A 15,865-nucleotide genomic window follows, 5' to 3' on the forward strand; every position below is an offset into this window, starting at 1 on the left:
GCTCAGCAGCCGGGGACGCCGGCGCGCCGGCACAGCTCGAGGGCGAGCTCGGCGACCTCGTCGATGCCGTGGGCGCCGGTGTCGATGACGTGGGCGCCGTCGGCACGGCGCAGCGGGGCGACCGCGCGTCCGGAGTCGCGGGCGTCGCGCTCGGCGACCTCCGAGTGCAGCTGGGCGGCGTCGACGGCGGTGCCCCGGCGGCGCAGCTGGACCTCGCGCCGCGACGCCCGCACCTCCGGGGCGGCGTCGAGGTAGAGCTTCACCTCGGCCCCGGGGAAGACCACGGTTCCGCAGTCGCGGCCGACCGCCACGGCGCCGGCGGCGGCGGCCTCGCGCTGGGGGGCGAGGAGGGCGCGCCGCACCCCCTCCATGCCGCTCAGCGCGGTCAGCAGCGGAGCGTGCCGAGGGTCGCGGGCGGCCTCGGTGGCATCCTCCCCGTCGACCCGCACCGTCCAGGCGCCCGAACCGCCGGAGGGATCGGTGTTCAGCTCGATGCGCACCGAGCCGGCGAGGCGTTCGGCGGCGGCGGGGTCGGTGCCGTCGAGCCCGGCCCGCACCGCGGCGACGGTGAGGCCGCGGTAGAAGAGCCCGGTGTCGACCAGAGGCAGGCAGAGCGCGGTCGCCAGCCGCCGTCCCAGGGTGCTCTTGCCGCTGCCCGCGGGACCGTCGACGGTGATGAGCAGGCTCATACCTCGTCCGCGGGGGGCTCGGCGAGGCCGGTGGCGGCGCGCAGCTCGGCCTCCTCGGCGGGGCGCAGCCTGCGGCTGGTGCCCTCGGCGAGCCGGCCCAGCCGGAGCGGGCCGAAGCCCACCCGCCGCAGGTCGGTGACCACCAGGCCGGCGGCCGCGCAGAGCCGGCGCACCTCGCGGCGCCGCCCCTCCCCCATCTCCAGCTCGAGCAGGGTGGCGTCGCGATGGTCGCCGGTGACCACCTCGGCGGCCAGCGCCCGGGCGGGGCCGTCGTCGAGCCGCACCCCGGCGAGCAGGGTGCGCAGCGCCGCCCTCGGCACCCGGCCGCGCACCGACACCGCGTAGCGCTTGCGGATGCCGTAGCGAGGATGGGTGAGGCGAAGGGACAGATCGCCGTCGGTGGTCAGCAGCAGCAGCCCGCGGCTGTCGGTGTCGAGCCGGCCGACCGGGAACAGCCCTGCCGAGTCCTCGACCAGGTCGAGCACGGTGGGCCGGCCGCCGGGGTCGCTGCGGGTGCTCACCACCCCCACCGGCTTGTTCAGCATCACGGTGCGGTACTCGAGCGCCGGGGGCACCGGCCGGCCGTCGACGGCGACGCCGTCGCGCACCGGGTCGACGAGCATCCCCAGCGCGGCGCGGCGGCCGTTCACCGCCACCCGGCCGGCCTCGATGAGCAGGTCGGCGCCCCGCCGGGAGGCCACGCCGCGACCGGCGAGGTAGCGGTTGAGCCGCTGCGGCGCGGGCGACTCGGCCGCGGTCATCCCGGCCCCGCAGGCGGCTGCCCGGAGGCGGCCGCGGAAGCCTCGCGCACCGGCTCCTCCTCCTCGGCGGCCTCCTCCCACCGCTCCGCGGGCAGCTCGGGGATCACCGTTCCCTCGGGCAGCGGCGGCAGGTCCTCGACGCGTTCCAGGCCGACGACCTCGAGGAAGCGCAGGGTGGTGGCGAAGAGGCGGGGGTGCCCGGGGCTGTCCTGACGGCCGACCTCGGCGACCAGGCCGCGCCGCTCCAGGCTCTCGAGCACCGCCTCGCAGTTCACCCCGCGGATCGCCTCGACGGCGGCACGGGTGAGCGGCTGCCGGTAGGCGACGATCGCCAGGGTCTCGAGGGCGGGCCGGCTGAGCCGGCTGGGACGCTCCGGGTTGAGGGCGCGCTGCACCGCCCAGACCACCTCGGGGCGGGTGACCAGCTGCACCTCGTCCTGGTGGCGCTGGAGCATCAACCCGCGGCCGCGGAGGCGGATCGCGAGGGTCTCTGCGGCGACCGCCAGGTCGCCGGGGCTGCGGCCCAGCACCGCCGCCGCCTCGGCGAGGGTGAGGCTGCGGTTGAGCGCGAAGCAGACCGCCTCGAGGGCGGTGTCGAGCTCCTCGGCGGGCAGGCCGACGACGCTGTCGGGGATGGCGCGGTCGAGGTCCGGGTCAGCCATGGGCCTGGACCGCGACCGCGGTCACGGTGATCTCGCCGAAGCTGTCCGCCTGATCGACCCGGGCCTCGCCGCGCTTGATCAGCTCGAGGAGGGCGAGGAACGCGGCCACCGCCTCCAGCCGGGATCGCGCCCCGGCGAAGACCTCGTCGAAGCCCAGCGTGCCCCGGCCGGCGAGCAGGGCGCGCAGCTCGACCGCCTTCTGCTCCACCGAGAAGCTGCTCGCCGGCACCTCGAGCAGGTCGGCCTCGGGGAGGCGCTCGAGCACCGCGCGGAAGGCGCTCAGCAGCCGCTCGGGAGGGATGGCCAGCCGCTCGGAGGGCACCACCTCGGGGCAGACCGTGCTGAGGAAGCTCCGCGCCCCCTGCTCGGAGACGTCGGCGAGCAGCGCCTCGGCGGCGGCGCGGAAGAGCCGGTACTCGGCGAGGCGGGCACCGGGGTCGTCGACCGGCGCGCCGTCCTCGGCGGCCGCCTCCTCGGCATCGATGGCGCCGTCGGGGAGCAGCCGGGCGGCCTTGAGGGAGAGCAGCCGCGAGGCCAGGCTGAGGAAGTCGGCGAGGTCGCGCGGGTCGGTGTCGGTCTCCTCGAGGCGGGCCCGGAAGCCGGCGGTGATCTGGCTCACCGGGATGGCGGCGAGGTCGACGTCGCCGCGCTGCGCGGTCGCCACCAGCTGCTCCAGGGGGCCGCGGAAGCCGGGTACGTCGACCGGGAAGCGCACCGCGGGCGTCTCCGGGGCGGCCTCGGAGGGCGGCTCCTGCTCACTCATCGCGCCCAATGGTACGAGCGGGGCGGAGTGCCGGCGTCGCCGCCTCCGCCAGCAGCTCGCGCGCCCGGGCCAGCGCCGCCTCGGTGGGGGTGCCGGACATCAACCGGGCCACCTCGGCGGCGCGCTCCTCGCCCTCGACCGCGCCGACCGAGGCCTCGACACGCCCGCCGCGGTCGCGCTTGGCGACCACCAGGTGGCGGGTGGCGGGCGCCGCGATCTCCGGCCGGTGGGTGATCACCAGCACCTGGCGGCGTCGGGCGACCGCGGCCAGCACCTCGCCGACGCGGGCCGCGGTCTCGCCCCCGAGGCCGGTGTCGACCTCGTCGAGGACCAGCGTCGGACAGTCGTCGGCGTCGGCCACCACCGCGCGCAGCGCCAGCCCGAGCCGCGACAGCTCGCCGCCGGAGACCCCCTCGTCGAGGGGCAGGGGCACCTCGTCGCGGTTCGCCCCGAGCCGGAACTCGACCCCGTCGACACCCTCGGCACCGCAGGCCACCGGGACGCCGTCGAGCTCGAGGCCGGCCTCGTCGGGGGTGCGATGGAGGCCCACCCGGAAGCGGGCGTGGGGCAGCCGCAGCCGCCGGAGCTCGGCGGTGACCGCCCGCTCCAGCGCGGTCGCGGCGGCGCGGCGGCCCCGGCTCAGCGCCGCCGCCGCCTCCGCGGCCCGGGCCCGGCTCGCCTCGGCGGCGGCGGCGAGCCGCTCCGGGGTGCGGTCGCCGCCGGCGGCCTCGAGCTGCGCGGCCGCCTCGTCGAGGCGGGCGATCGCGGTCTCGAGGCTGCCGCCGTGGCGCCGCCTCACCCGCTCGAGGACGTCGAGCCGCTCCTCCACCACGGCGAGGCGGCGGTCGTCGACCTCGCACTGGGCGGCGAGCCGGCGGGCCCGGCGGCCCAGCTCGGTGAGCTGGGAGACCAGCTCGCCGCCGGCCTCGACGAGGGCGCCGAGCTCGGTGTCGCCGGTGGCGGCGGCGACCGGGCGGCCGGCGGCGACGGCGGCGGCCACGAGGTCGGCCGCCGAACCCTCCTCCCCGCCGCTGCAGGAGGCGCCGAGAGCGTCGGCGGCGGCGCGCAGCCGGGCGGCGCCGCGCAGCCGGACGCAGTCGGCGGCGAGGGTCGCGTCCTCGCCCGGGGTGAGCTGGAGCGGCCCGAGGTCCTCGACCAGGTCGCGGGCGCGGTCGAGCTGCTCGCGGTCGCGCGCCGCCAGCGCCCCGGCGAGCCGCTCGGCCTCCTCGGCGGCGCGCCACTCGGCGACCGCGGCGGCGGTGGCGCGGCGGGCGGCGGCCACGGCCTCGCCGCCCATCGCGTCGAGCAGCCGGCGCTGCCACGCGGACCGGAGCAGGCGGTGGCTCTCGCCCTGGGCGGTGATCTCGACCAGCTGCTCGCCGATCTCCCGGAGGGTGGCGATGGAGACCAGCGAGCCGTTCACCCGGCAGCTGCCCCGGCCGCTGGCGGGGATGTCGCGGGAGAGGGTGAGCAGCTCCTCGACGGCGATGCCCTGGGCGGAGCAGAGCTCGCGCACCCCGGCCGGCACGGTGTCGAAGACGGCGGCGACGCTGGCGCGCTCACGGCCGCGGGCGACCACCTCGCCGTCGACCCGGCCGCCCAGGGCGAGGCGCAGGCCGGTGACGCAGAGCGACTTCCCCGAGCCGGTCTCGCCGGTGAGGGCGGTCAGCCCCTCTCCGGGGACCAGGCTCACCGAGCGGAGCACGGCGACGTCGGCGATGCGGAGCTCGACCAGGGCCACGTTCAGGACTCCTCGGTGGTGCGGCGGACCCGGCGGCCGTCGGGCTCGTCGAGGGTGTGCTTGAGCGGCATCCCGAAGCGGAGCTTCTCGCGGAGCCGGCGCAGGAAGGTTGGCGAGCCGGCGACCTGGACCACGTGGAGCTCGGGGCCCGGCCGCACCACCACCCCGCCGCCCTCGCGGAGCGGCACCTCGAGGTGGCCGTCGGCGGCGGCGAAGCTGCGGCCCCGCTGCACCATGACCCGGACCGTGACCGCCTCGGGAAGCACCACCGCCCGGGTGATCACCGCGTGCGGCGCCAGCGGCACCACCACGACGGCGCGCACCCGGGGGTCGACCAGCGGGCCGCCGGAGCTGAGCGCGTACGCGGTCGATCCGGTGGCGGTCGCGATGATCACCCCGTCGGCGTCGAACTCGCCGAACAGCTCGCCCTCGACCTCGACCCGGAGGCGGGCGAGGTTCATGCCCGTCGACTTCACCACCACCTCGTTGAGGGCGAGGTCCAGGGGACGCCCGGAGGCGTCGTCGACGAGCTCGAGCTCGAGCAGCGAGCGGCGCTCCACCCGGTGGCGGCCCTGGACGAAGCAGTCGATGGCGTCGGGCAGGTCGGCGAGGTCGATGTCGGTGAGGAAGCCCAGCTGGCCGCGGTTGACCCCGAGCACGGGGATGCCCCGGGGCGCCGCCAGCCGCGCCCCCAGCAGGAAGGTGCCGTCACCGCCGACGGTGACCAGCAGCGCGGTGCTCTCGGCGTGCTCGACGACCGCGGTCTCGGCGTCGCCCATCGCGATCCAGACCTCGTAGCCGGCGGCGGCCGCCCGGACGGCGGCGGGGTCGAGCACCTCCGGGTGGTGGCGCTCCCGGGGGTGGAGGAGGAAGCCGATGCTCCGCCGCGCCGGGCTCATCCGCCGGCCTCGCCGCCGCCGGGGAGGCGCAGGTGGAGCAGCCACTCCTGGTTGCCCTTGGCGCCGGTGATCGGCGACGCCAGCGGCCCCCGGCCGGTGGCGCCGAGCCGCAGCCGGGCCCACTCCAGCAGCTCACGGGCGCCCGCCTCGCCGGCGGCGGGGTCGCGCACCACCCCACCGCGAGCGACCGCGTCGCGACCCAGCTCGAACTGCGGCTTGAAGAGCGCCACCACCTCGGCGCCGGCGACGGCGAGGGCGGCGACCCGCTCGAGCACCAGCCGCAGCGAGATGAAGGCGAGGTCGAGGGTGACCAGCGAGGGGGCGGCCCCGGGCAGCGCCCCGAGCAGGCGGAGGTTGGTGCGGTCCATCACCACCACCCGGGGGTCGCCGGCGAGGCGGGGGTCGAGCTGGCCGCGGCCCACGTCGACGGCGTACACGAGCGCCGCCCCGCGGTCGAGGAGCACCTCGGTGAAGCCGCCGGTGGAGGCGCCGGCGTCGAGGGCGGTGCGGCCCTCCACCGCCACCTCGAAGCCGTCGAGCCCGGCCACCAGCTTGACCCCGCCGCGGCCCACCCAGGGGTGGTCGCGGCCGGTCACCGCGACCTCGGCGCCGCCGCTGACCCGCTGGGCCGCGCTCCGGGCACGCTCGGTACCGATCAGCACCAGCCCGGCGGCGATCAGCGCCTGGGCGCGCTCCCGCGACGGGGCCAGGCCCCGCTCCACCAGGGCGACGTCGAGGCGCTGGGGGGCGTCCATCTGCAGGCTCACGAACTCTCCGCCGCGGAGCTAGAAGGGGATGTCGTCGAGGTCGAACTCGGGCTCGCCCCGGGCCGGCTGCGACGGCGGCACCAGGCCGGGGAGCAGCCCGCCGGGCCGCGGACCGGGGACGGTGCGGGCCCGCTGCGCGGGGACCGGGGCCGGCCCCGGCGCCGGCTGGGCCTGCTCGGCCACGAAGGGACGCTCCTGGGCGGTGGGACCCGAGCCCACCACCAGCTGCATCACCCGCTGCTCGGTGAGGTCGAGCAGCTCGGCGCAGCGCTGCGCCAGCTGCGAACCGCGCTCGTAGCAGGCGATCGCCTCGTCGAGGTCGACGGTGCCGCCCTCGAGCCTCCCGATCAGGGTGTCGAGCTCGGCGAGCGCCTGCTCGTAGCGCATGGCGGCGATGTCGTCGCTCATGTCAATCACGTCCATCCGGTGTCGGGCCGCCGGCGGGGTCGCCGGAGGCGGCGCCATCGTACATCCGTTCGCCCTCCGCTGTCGACGCCTGCTCCTCCCCCACCCGCTCCACCCGGCTGCGCACCCGGCCCCGGCGCAGCAGGGTGTCGATCTCCGCCCCGGGCCCGAGCCGCGAGGCGTCGTCGACCACCGCGCCGGTGCGGGCGTCGAGAGTGAGCGAGTATCCGCGCTCCAGCACCCGCCGCGGCGAGAGCGCCTCCAGCCGCGCCCGGCCCATCCCGACCCGGGAGCGGCGCGCCGCCAGGTCGGTCCGCAGCGCCGCCTCCAGCCGCTCCCGCCGGCGCCACAGCGCCTCCCGCTCGGCGGGAATGCGCCGCCGCGGGGCGATCAGCTCGAGCCGGGAGGTCACCGCGTCGAGCCGGCGCCGCTTCGCCGCCAGCTCGCGGAGCAGGGCGGAGCGCAGCCGCATGCCCCGGCCGTCGAGCGCCTGGCGAAGCTGGGGCAGGCGCTCCGAGGGCGACACCCGCTCCAGCCGCTCCAGGGCGCGGTCGAGGGCGGCGCGCTTGGCGGCCATCTCCTGGCGCAGCCCGCGGCGCAGCCGCAGCCGCCGGGCGTCGAGCTCCTCGGCCAGCGCGGCGGTGGCGGGGACGGCGAGCTCGGCGGCCGCCGACGGGGTCGGGGCGCGCCGGTCGGCGGCGTGGTCGGCGAGGGTGGTGTCGGTCTCGTGGCCGACCCCGGTCACCACCGGCCGCGGGCAGGCGCGGATCGCCCGCACCACCGGCTCGCTCTGGAAGGAGAAGAGATCCTCGTAGGAGCCTCCGCCGCGCACCAGGAGCACGACGTCGACGCCGCGGGCGCGGCCCGCCTGCTCGATGGCGACGGCGATGGCGATGTCCGCCCCCTCCCCCTGCACCGGGGTGGGCACGACCAGCACGCCCACCTGGGGCGCCCGCCGGCGGAGCACGGTGAGCACGTCGCGGACCGCCGCCCCGGTCGGCGAGGTGACCACCGCCACCCTCCGCGGCAGCGGGGGCAGCGGCCGCTTCAGGGCCTCGTCGAAGAGCCCGGCGGCACGCAGCCGGCGGGCGGTCTGCTCGACGGCGAGGGCGAGGGCGCCGACCCCGGCGGGGTCGAGGCGATCGACGTAGAGCTGGTAGGCGCCCTCGGACTCGTAGACGTCGACGCGCCCGTGGGCGACCACGGTGAGGCCGTTCTCGGGGTGGAAGGGAATCCGCAGCACGCTGCTCCGCCAGCAGACGCAGCGCACGCTCGACTGCGAGTCGCGCAGGGTGAAGTAGAGGTGGCCGGAGGGCGGTATCCGCAGGTTGCTGACCTCGCCCTCGACGAGCACGTCCTCGAGCCGCGCCTCGGCGGCCACCGCGCCGCGGACCACGGCGGTGAGCTGCGAGACGGTCAGCGCCGCCGGGGCGCCGGAGCTCACTCCCCCTCTCCGCCCGCGATGCGGCCGAGCACGCCGTTGACGAAGGGCGCGGCCTCGTCGCCGGCGTAGGTGCGGCTGAGCTCGATGCACTCGTCGATGGCCACCGCGCTGGGCACGCCGCGCTCGAAGAGCAGCTCGAACGCGCCGAGGCGCAGCACCGCCCGCTCCACCTTCCCGATGTCCTCGAGGCGCCAGTTCGCGCTGGCCGCGCTGATCGCGTCGTCGATCCCCTCGAGGTTGCGCAGGGTGCCGTAGACGAGCTCCTCGGCGAAGGTGACGACGTCGGCCGGGGCGGCCTCGTCCTGGGCCTGGTAGCGCAGCGCCTCGGCGGCGTCCCGGGTGGTGCCCTCCAGCTCGAACAGCACCCTGAGCGCCAGCCGCCGGCCCCGGTGGCGCCGGCCGGTGCCTCGACTCACGAGAAGACCACCTCGCTGACGAAGACGTTGACCTCCGCGATCGCCAGGCCGAGCATGCGGTCGATGGCGTCGGCGACCCGCCGCTGCACGGTGGCGCCCATCACCGGCAGGTGGGTGCCCGCCTCCATCACCACGAAGAGGTCGAGACGGAGCCGGTCGTCGTCGAGCAGCTCCACCCGCACCCCGCGGTGTGCGGCGGGCCGGCGGAGGATGCGGTCGAGCTGCTGGCTGCCGCCGCCGGTCTGGTACATGGCGTGGACGCCGTCGACCTCGAGCGCGGCGAGCGCGCTGATCCGGGCGACCACCTCGTTGGCGACCCGCACCGTGCCCAGCCGCTCGCGTCCACCGGTGCCGTGCACCAGCTCGAGACGGTCGCCCTCCAGGCTCATGTCACCCGCTCCATGTATTTGCCGTTGCGGGTGTCGACGCGGATGCGCTCGCCCTGGGTGACGAAGAGGGGGACGTCGACCACCGCGCCCGTCTCCAGGGTCGCCGGCTTGCTGCCACCGGTGGCCGTATCCCCCTTGAACCCGGGCTCGGTGTAGGTCACCTCCAGCTCCACCGCGATCGGCAGCTCGACCCCCAGGATCCTCCCGTCGTACTGGAGCAGGAAGAGGGGGTCGTTCTCCTTCAGCCACTTGGTGGCATCGCCGAGCTGCTCCTCGCTGACCGGGAACTGGTCGTAGGTGGTGCTGTCCATGACGACGTAGCTGTCGCCGTCCTTGTAGAGGTACTGCGCGTCGGTGCGCTCGATGCGCGCCCGTGCGAACTTCTCCTCGGGGCGGAAGGTCTCCTCGGTGACCGCACCGGTGTTCACGTTCTTGAACTTGGCGCGGACGATCGCGCTGCCCCGGCCCATCTTGACGTGGTGGAACTCCAGGACTTGCAGCAGCTCGCCGGACTTCTCCACGGTGTTCCCGGGACGCAGGTCCCCCGCTTCCATCATGTCGTCGACTCCTCATTCTCGGACGGTGCCAGCAGGCGGGTCAGCGCCTCCAGGGCGAGCCGGTAGCCGTCGGCCCCGAGGCCGGCGATCACCCCCCGCGCCGCCTCGGCGGTCAGCGAGGTGTGACGGTAGGGCTCGCGTGCATGGATGTTGGAGAGATGGACCTCGATCACCGGGCGGGCGAAGGTCCGCAGCGCGTCGGCGAGGGCGATGCTGACATGGCTGAGCCCGCCCGGGTTGATGATGCAGCCCTGGGACGCATCGCGCTCCTCCTCGAGCAGGTCGATCAGCACCCCCTCGTGGTTGCTCTGCTCGCAGCGCAGCTCGACGCCGAGCTCGGCGGCGCGGTGCCGCAGGCGGCCCTCGATCTCGGGGAGCGTCGACGACCCGTAGAGGTGGGGGTCGCGGCGGCCGAGGCTGCCCAGGTTGGGCCCGTTGAGCACCAGGATCCGGGTCATCCGGCGAGCGCGGCGCGGAGGGTCTCGCGCACCGCCTCCTCGGGGACGAGGTGGCCGGGGGTGGCCAGCCCGCGCCGCTCCACCAGCACCCAGCGGACGGCGCCGCCGCGTGCCTTCTTGTCGCCGCGGGTGGCGGCCACCACGGCGTCGACGTCGAGCCCGGCGGGCAGGGCGCCGAGGCCGGAGCGCTCCAGCAGCCCGTCCTGCCAGTCGAGGTCGCTGCCGGGGAGCCCGAGCAGGCTCAGGCTGAGCCGCCCGGCGATCCGCATCCCCGCCGCCACCGCCTCGCCGTGGAGCATGGTCTCGTAGCCGGTCACCGCCTCGAGAGCGTGCCCGACGGTGTGCCCGTAGTTCAGCACCGCACGCCGCCCCGACTCGCGCTCGTCGGCGCTCACCACCTCGGCCTTGGCACGGCAGCAGTGGCGCACCACCTCGGCGAGGGCGTCGAGGTCGCGGGCGAGGAGGGCGTCGAGGCGGCCGTCGACGTCCCCGGCCAGGCTGCCGTCCACGGCCATCGGGTACTTGATGATCTCGGAGAACGCCGCCCGGTAGGCACGGTCCGGGAGGGTGGCGAGGGCGTCGAGGTCGCAGAGCACCGCGCTCGGCTGCCAGAAGGCGCCGGCGAGGTTCTTGCCGGTGCTGAGGTTGACCCCGGTCTTGCCGCCGATGCCGCTGTCGACCATGGCGAGCAGGGTGGTGGGCACCGCCACGTAGGCGATCCCCCGCGAGTAGGCGGCGGCGGCGAAGCCGGCGAGGTCGCCGACGGTGCCGCCGCCGACCACCACGAGGCAGTCGCCGCGGCCCAGCCGCAGCCGCGCCAGCCGCTCCACGAGCCATCCCGCGCGGCTCCAGGTCTTCACCTGCTCGCCGCCGCGCAGGGTGATCAGCGCGGTCTCGCGCCCGCTCGCCTGGCAGGCGGCGACCGCCCGGCGGGCGAGGCCGAGGACCTCCCGGTCGGCCACGACCGCGACCCGGGTGGCGCCCTCCGGCAGGTGGGCGGGGAGGCCGTCGACCGCCCCGGCGCCGACGGCGATGCGGTAGCTGCGCTCCCCCAGGCTGACCGACACGTCCTCGGGTTCGGCGCCGGCCGGCGGCTCCACCAGCCGGCTGCCGGATACCGCATCGGCGACCCGGTCGCACACGTCCTCGACGTCACCGTCGGCGCTGTCGACGCGCAGCGGGGCGGCGGCGTAGAGCTGGCCGCGGTCGCGGCGGAGCTCGGCCAGCCGGCCGGCGGGGTCGTCGCGGAGCAGGGGCCGGTCGCCGGCGGTGCCGACGCGGCGGAGCAGCTCGGCGTCGCCGGCGTCGAGCCAGACCATCAGCGTCGACCGCCGGAGCAGCTCGCGCGCCGCCGGGCGGGTGAGCATGCCGCCGCCGCAGGCGATCACCACCGGGCCCTCCTCGGCGAGGGCGGTGCGCAGCGCCGCGAGCTCGCGGGCCCGGAACCCGTCCTCGCCCTCCTCGGCGAAGACCTCGGAGATGGTGCGGCCGGCGGTCCGCTCGACCAGGCTGTCGGTGTCGGCCAGCCGCCACCCCAGGCGCCGGGCCAGTGCCCGCGCCACCGAGGACTTGCCGCTGCCCGGCAGCCCCACCAGCGCCACCCGGCCCACGCCGTGGGCCCCGTCCGCCGCCATTGCTCAGCCCTCGGCGGCGGCGGCCGCTGCTGCCGCCGCCGGCGCGGTGGCGGCGGTCGCGGCCGCGGGCCGGGCCGCCGGCGAGCCGCCTGCGCGCATCCGCCGCCGGTGCGCGGTCACCGCCCGGCGCAGCTCGTCGAAGGAGTCGCCGCCGAACTTGTCCACCACCGCCGAGGCGAGCACCCAGGCCATCATCGCCTCGGCGACGACGCCGCCCGCGGGCACCACGCAGATGTCGCTGCGCTCGTAGTGGGCGTTGATCTCCTGGTGGGAGAGGAGGTCGACGCTGCGGAGCGGCTTGAGCAGGGTGGAGATGGGCTTGAAGTACACCTGCGCCCAGACGTCCTCGCCGTCGGTCACCCCGCCGGTGAGGCCGCCCTGGCGGTTGGTGCGGTGGCGGAAGCCCTGGCCCTCCACGAAGCGGGGGGCGTCGTGCACCGCCGACCCGGGCAGGCCCGCGCCCGCGAAGCCGGCGCCGAGCTCGACCGCCTTGACCGACTGGATGCTGCACATCGCCTGCGCGATCAGGCCGTCGAGCTTCCGGTCCCACTGGCTGTAGCTGCCAAGCCCGGCAGGAACGTTCGAGGCCACCACCGCGACCACCCCGCCCAGGGTGTCGCCGTCGGCGCGGGCGGCGTCGATCGCGGCCACCATCTCCGCGGACGTGGCCGGGTCGGGGCAGCGCACCGGCGAGCCCTCGACAGCGGTCCAGTCGATGGCGCCGGCGTCGAACGCGCCCTCGACCCCCGGTGCGGGCATCTCCACCGGGCCGATGCTGCGAACGTAGGAGCGGACCTGGATGCCCAGGCGGCGGAGCAGGGTCTTGGCCACCGCCCCGGCGGCAACCCGGGCGGCGGTCTCCCGGGCGCTGGCGCGCTCGAGCACGTTGCGCACATCGTCGAAGCCGTACTTGAGGGCGCCGGCGAGGTCGGCGTGGCCCGGCCGGACCCGGGTGACCCGCTTCGGGGTGAAGCCGGCGCCCTCGATCTGCATCGGCCGCCGCCAGTTGTCCCAGTCGCGGTTGCGCACCACCAGGGTCACCGGCGACCCCAGGGTGCGGCCGCCGCGGACCCCGCCGACGATGTCGGCGCTGTCCCGCTCGATCTTCTGGCGGCCCCCCCGCCCGTATCCCCCCTGCCGGCGGCGGAGGTCGCGGTCGATGTCCCTGGGCCCGTCGAGCGGCAGCCCGGCGACCAGGCCGTCGATGATGACGGTGAGCTGGGGCCCGTGGGACTCGCCGGCCGTGAGGAAGCGGAGCATGCCCGCTATTGTGCGGCGGGGCGGCACCGTCGCCGCGGGGGTGGGGCCGGGCTGATCTCGGCGGCGTGGGTGTCGGGGGCCGGCCCGCCGGTTCCGGGAAGAGACCGTTCAGACACCACGTTCCGGGCGCTGCGACGCCCACTCGAGGAGTGCGTCGAGCACCGGGCACATCGCCTTTCCCCACTCGGTCAGGTCGTACTCGACCTTCGGCGGCACCTGGGGATAGACGGTGCGGCGGACGACCCCGTCCCGCTCGAGGTCACGGAGCTGTTGGATCAGCACCTTCTGCGACACCGGCGGGATGGCCCTCTCGAGCTCCGAGAAGCGCATCGTGCCGCGCGCGAAGAGGTGGAAGATGATCACCGTCTTCCAGCGCCCCTCGAGAATCCGGAAGGCGCCGTCGACGCCGGTCGCCGCCATCTCCGGGGTGACGTCCTGGAGGTTACCTGTGGGTGAGTACCTCACTTTTCGGTCAGTACTTGCCATGAGGTCAGTATAGCAGCAGGATGATCTCGACACGGCCAGCAGACACAGAGAGCCGCGACGTGACACCCACCCTGCCCGACCTCCTCACCCGCTACTTCCACGCGCAGAACGCGCACGACATCGACGCGATGGTCGCCTGTTTCGCATCCGACGTGGCCGTGCACGACGAGGGCCGGGACATCATCGGCACCGACGCGGTCCGTGCGTGGACGGAGGACACGAGCCGTCGCTATCACATCACCGCCGAACCACTCGAGAGCCACGTGGAGGACGGCCGCACGGTCGTCGTGGTCCGGGTGTCGGGCACGTTCGACGGCAGCCCGGCGAACCTGACCTACCGGTTCGGCTTCTCCCGGGACGGGCGCATCGGCGCCCTGGAGGTCAGGTGATGCGCGAGTGCTTCGAGCTCGACGGCCGGCGCGCGCTCGTCACCGGTGGCACCAGGGGGATTGGTGCCGCGGTGGTGACGCGGCTACGCGACGCCCGGGCGACGGTCCTGACCACGGCCCGGACGCGGCCGGGAAAAGGGGCCTCGGAGGGTGGCTTCATCGCGGCCGACGTCACCACCGCCGATGGCTGCGCCACTGTGGCGGACGCGGTTCGGGAGCGCCTCGGCGGGGTGGACATCATCGTCCACGTCGTCGGCGGCTCCTCGGCTCCCGCGGGCGGCTTCGCGGTTCTCGACGACGGTGAGTGGCAGCGCGCCCTCGACGTGACCCGCCGATCTTCATCGACTGGTCCCCTACCCACCACCGAGGTTGGGACGCTTGCTGTATATGTCCGTGGTTGGCCCGGGACTGATGTGTGACAGCACCTTTCCCTTGATGCTGGCCAAGCGGATGAGCCCGATGAAGCGCGAATCGCGCGAGCGGTTGCGGTTGTCACCCATGACGAAATACTGGCCATCGGGGATCACCAGTGGCTGCGGTTCGGTGGTCGCGCGACCGCTGGCGGCGCAGATGATGAAGTCACTGCTCGGCTGGTCAGGAGAGGTGAGGACGACGATGTCGCCGCGCTTCGGTGGCGTCGAGGCGTATGCCTGAAAATCGACGGCGACGATGTCGCCCATGGCCAGGGTCGGAACCATGTCTTCGCCGTCGATGTGAGCCTCGGACCCGTAGGACTGGGCTCGACTCGACGCTGCGATGGTCGACAGGGCGGCGGAGGGAGGGGAGCTCACCGAGGACGATCCGGCCCCAGGCGTCGCGCCGCATGCGGCCAGAAGGATGGCCAGCCCGAAGGCTGCAGTACTGACGGGTTTGGCGCGAGCTCTGGTGGCCATCTCGATCCCGCTCAGCCGAATGGCGGATTGGCCAGGACCAGTGAGTTCTCGAGCTGGCGGTGTGGGATGGTCCAGTAGGTCGTGAGGAGCGCGGTCTTGCGCTCGGGTGAGACCAGCTCGAAGCCGTGGCGGCGGTAGAAGCGGACCGCCCACTCGGCGGCGGCCCAGGTGCCGACCAGCATGCGTCGCGTGCTCATGCGACGGAGATGCTCGAGGAGGGCGCCGCCGACGCCATGCCGCTGTCTGCCAGGTAGGACATAGGCGTGGCGGATCAGATCGACGTCGCGCACCGGCTGGATGCCCATCATGCCGACCAGCGCACCGTCCGCCTCACAGCCCCAGAAGTCGACCCCGGCGGCGATCTCGCCGTCGAGCTCTCGCGACGGCATGTAGGGCTCGTGCCAAAGATCGGCCGGAATCACGCCGCGATAGGCCTCGGCGGCAGCGTTGACGATCGCAAGAATTGCCCTGCGCTCGTCATCACGACAGGGGCGGATGCTGATCATGACGCCAATCTAGCAGGAGCGCTGAAGGCCGGATTCGTCACCGACCGCCCTGGCGACCTCCTCGAGCTCGAGGCCCATCCGGGCAAACTCCGGGCATCTCCCCCGCCGCGTCGTCACCCTCCGGGTATCTCACACGGACGGCAGAAACCGGTCCACGTACCCAGAATGGCCAGAACACCCCCGAATCCGTGACATCCGTACCCATGTTCGGATACAGTGCGTTACTCATCGTGAGAGGGGGGACAGGCCAATCACGGAAGGGATCGTCATGCACCTCAAGGTACTGCTGACCGCGGGCGCGGCCACCGCCTCGCTCATCGCCGGCACCGCCGGGACAGCGCTGCTCGGGCACGCGGCCGCGGCGCCGCAGCACAAGGTGGTCCAGCCGGCGCCGCACCACCTCAGCGCCACCAACCACGCCGCCGGGACCAAGGGGAAGAAGGGCACGGTGACCCACAAGAACGGCGCCACCAACAAGGGCAACGTGAAGGGCAGCGCCAAGCCGAAGCCCAAGCCCAAGACCACCCCGAAGCCGACCCCGAAGCCCACCCCCGCCCCGGTGTCGCCGGCACCCACACCCCACGCCTGAGCACATCGGCCACCCGGGTGGGGAGGACCAGCAGGCTCCTCCCCACCCGACCGGCTAGAGGCCGTCGCGCCGCGGCGGCGATCCGTAGCCGGGAGGCGGGCCGTACCCGGAGGCGCCCGGGGGGCCGTACCCCGGCGGGGGCGCCGGCGCCCCCGTG

At 75.2% G+C, this 15,865-nt stretch carries 20 protein-coding genes and 1 pseudogene; 3 read left to right on the forward strand and 18 right to left on the reverse strand.

The window, feature by feature from the left end:
• Nucleotides 1-2: 2 nt before the first annotated feature.
• The 16 genes from cmk to VGL20_15725 all read right to left on the reverse strand — a co-directional run bounded on the left by cmk (nucleotide 3) and on the right by VGL20_15725 (nucleotide 13,331).
• A complete protein-coding gene (cmk, locus tag VGL20_15650) occupies nucleotides 3-689 on the reverse strand; it encodes a (d)CMP kinase (GenBank protein ID HEY2705116.1) in 687 nt (228 codons plus the stop codon).
• The gene (locus VGL20_15655; protein ID HEY2705117.1) at nucleotides 686-1,450 is read right to left on the reverse strand and encodes a pseudouridine synthase; all 765 of its coding nucleotides are present in this window, start codon (nucleotides 1,448-1,450) and stop codon (nucleotides 686-688) included. Before VGL20_15655 ends, cmk begins: the two co-directional genes overlap by 4 nt.
• Nucleotides 1,447-2,112: an SMC-Scp complex subunit ScpB gene (gene scpB / locus VGL20_15660; GenBank protein HEY2705118.1), complete on the reverse strand. Its 666-nt coding sequence runs from the start codon at nucleotides 2,110-2,112 to the stop codon at nucleotides 1,447-1,449. Before scpB ends, VGL20_15655 begins: the two co-directional genes overlap by 4 nt.
• Nucleotides 2,105-2,875, reverse strand: a complete 771-nt coding sequence (locus VGL20_15665) for a ScpA family protein (protein HEY2705119.1) — start codon at nucleotides 2,873-2,875, stop codon at nucleotides 2,105-2,107. The genes scpB and VGL20_15665 overlap by 8 nt, the downstream gene beginning before the upstream one ends.
• Nucleotides 2,868-4,616, reverse strand: a complete 1,749-nt coding sequence (locus VGL20_15670) for a hypothetical protein (GenBank protein ID HEY2705120.1) — start codon at nucleotides 4,614-4,616, stop codon at nucleotides 2,868-2,870. Before VGL20_15670 ends, VGL20_15665 begins: the two co-directional genes overlap by 8 nt.
• Nucleotides 4,617-4,618: 2 nt before the next feature.
• A complete protein-coding gene (locus VGL20_15675; protein HEY2705121.1) occupies nucleotides 4,619-5,515 on the reverse strand; it encodes an NAD(+)/NADH kinase in 897 nt (298 codons plus the stop codon).
• Nucleotides 5,512-6,282, reverse strand: a complete 771-nt coding sequence (locus tag VGL20_15680) for a TlyA family RNA methyltransferase (protein HEY2705122.1) — start codon at nucleotides 6,280-6,282, stop codon at nucleotides 5,512-5,514. Before VGL20_15680 ends, VGL20_15675 begins: the two co-directional genes overlap by 4 nt.
• Before the next feature lie 18 nt (nucleotides 6,283-6,300).
• Complete coding sequence (gene xseB, locus VGL20_15685) at nucleotides 6,301-6,690, reverse strand: exodeoxyribonuclease VII small subunit (protein HEY2705123.1); 390 nt, start codon at nucleotides 6,688-6,690, stop codon at nucleotides 6,301-6,303.
• Between the two features lies 1 nt (nucleotide 6,691).
• Nucleotides 6,692-8,131, reverse strand: coding sequence for an exodeoxyribonuclease VII large subunit (gene xseA / locus VGL20_15690; GenBank protein ID HEY2705124.1), 1,440 nt, complete (start codon nucleotides 8,129-8,131; stop codon nucleotides 6,692-6,694).
• Nucleotides 8,128-8,547 (reverse strand): transcription antitermination factor NusB, encoded by a 420-nt coding sequence (nusB, locus tag VGL20_15695; protein ID HEY2705125.1) that lies wholly within the window; start codon nucleotides 8,545-8,547, stop codon nucleotides 8,128-8,130. Before nusB ends, xseA begins: the two co-directional genes overlap by 4 nt.
• Nucleotides 8,544-8,936 (reverse strand): Asp23/Gls24 family envelope stress response protein, encoded by a 393-nt coding sequence (locus VGL20_15700; protein ID HEY2705126.1) that lies wholly within the window; start codon nucleotides 8,934-8,936, stop codon nucleotides 8,544-8,546. Before VGL20_15700 ends, nusB begins: the two co-directional genes overlap by 4 nt.
• Entirely contained in the window at nucleotides 8,933-9,493 is a 561-nt protein-coding gene (efp, locus tag VGL20_15705) for an elongation factor P (protein HEY2705127.1), read from the reverse strand. The genes VGL20_15700 and efp overlap by 4 nt, the downstream gene beginning before the upstream one ends.
• Nucleotides 9,490-9,951, reverse strand: a complete 462-nt coding sequence (aroQ, locus tag VGL20_15710) for a type II 3-dehydroquinate dehydratase (protein HEY2705128.1) — start codon at nucleotides 9,949-9,951, stop codon at nucleotides 9,490-9,492. The genes efp and aroQ overlap by 4 nt, the downstream gene beginning before the upstream one ends.
• Nucleotides 9,948-11,585 carry a 3-dehydroquinate synthase gene (gene aroB, locus VGL20_15715; GenBank protein HEY2705129.1) on the reverse strand — a complete coding sequence of 546 codons (1,638 nt, stop codon included), beginning with the start codon at nucleotides 11,583-11,585 and terminating at the stop codon, nucleotides 9,948-9,950. Before aroB ends, aroQ begins: the two co-directional genes overlap by 4 nt.
• Before the next feature lie 3 nt (nucleotides 11,586-11,588).
• A complete protein-coding gene (gene aroC, locus VGL20_15720) occupies nucleotides 11,589-12,845 on the reverse strand; it encodes a chorismate synthase (protein ID HEY2705130.1) in 1,257 nt (418 codons plus the stop codon).
• A gap of 108 nt (nucleotides 12,846-12,953) precedes the next feature.
• Nucleotides 12,954-13,331, reverse strand: coding sequence for a helix-turn-helix domain-containing protein (locus tag VGL20_15725; GenBank protein HEY2705131.1), 378 nt, complete (start codon nucleotides 13,329-13,331; stop codon nucleotides 12,954-12,956).
• 59 nt (nucleotides 13,332-13,390) lie between these two features.
• On the opposite strand from VGL20_15725, the gene VGL20_15730 reads away from it, so the two are divergent.
• Nucleotides 13,391-13,720, forward strand: a complete 330-nt coding sequence (locus VGL20_15730; protein ID HEY2705132.1) for a nuclear transport factor 2 family protein — start codon at nucleotides 13,391-13,393, stop codon at nucleotides 13,718-13,720.
• Nucleotides 13,720-14,046, forward strand: a pseudogene (locus VGL20_15735) (SDR family NAD(P)-dependent oxidoreductase). The gene VGL20_15730 and the pseudogene VGL20_15735 overlap by 1 nt, the downstream one beginning before the upstream one ends.
• Before the next feature lie 27 nt (nucleotides 14,047-14,073).
• Here VGL20_15735 and lepB read toward each other — a convergent pair.
• Complete coding sequence (gene lepB / locus VGL20_15740) at nucleotides 14,074-14,613, reverse strand: signal peptidase I (GenBank protein ID HEY2705133.1); 540 nt, start codon at nucleotides 14,611-14,613, stop codon at nucleotides 14,074-14,076.
• Between the two features lie 11 nt (nucleotides 14,614-14,624).
• The gene (locus VGL20_15745; protein HEY2705134.1) at nucleotides 14,625-15,119 is read right to left on the reverse strand and encodes a GNAT family N-acetyltransferase; all 495 of its coding nucleotides are present in this window, start codon (nucleotides 15,117-15,119) and stop codon (nucleotides 14,625-14,627) included.
• A 268-nt stretch (nucleotides 15,120-15,387) separates the two neighbouring features.
• Between VGL20_15745 and VGL20_15750 the strand changes: the two genes are divergently transcribed.
• Nucleotides 15,388-15,708: a hypothetical protein gene (locus tag VGL20_15750; GenBank protein HEY2705135.1), complete on the forward strand. Its 321-nt coding sequence runs from the start codon at nucleotides 15,388-15,390 to the stop codon at nucleotides 15,706-15,708.
• The last annotated feature ends 157 nt before the right edge of the window (nucleotides 15,709-15,865 follow it).

Source organism: Candidatus Dormiibacterota bacterium (genome assembly GCA_036495095.1).
GTDB lineage: Bacteria > Chloroflexota > Dormibacteria > Aeolococcales > Aeolococcaceae > CF-96.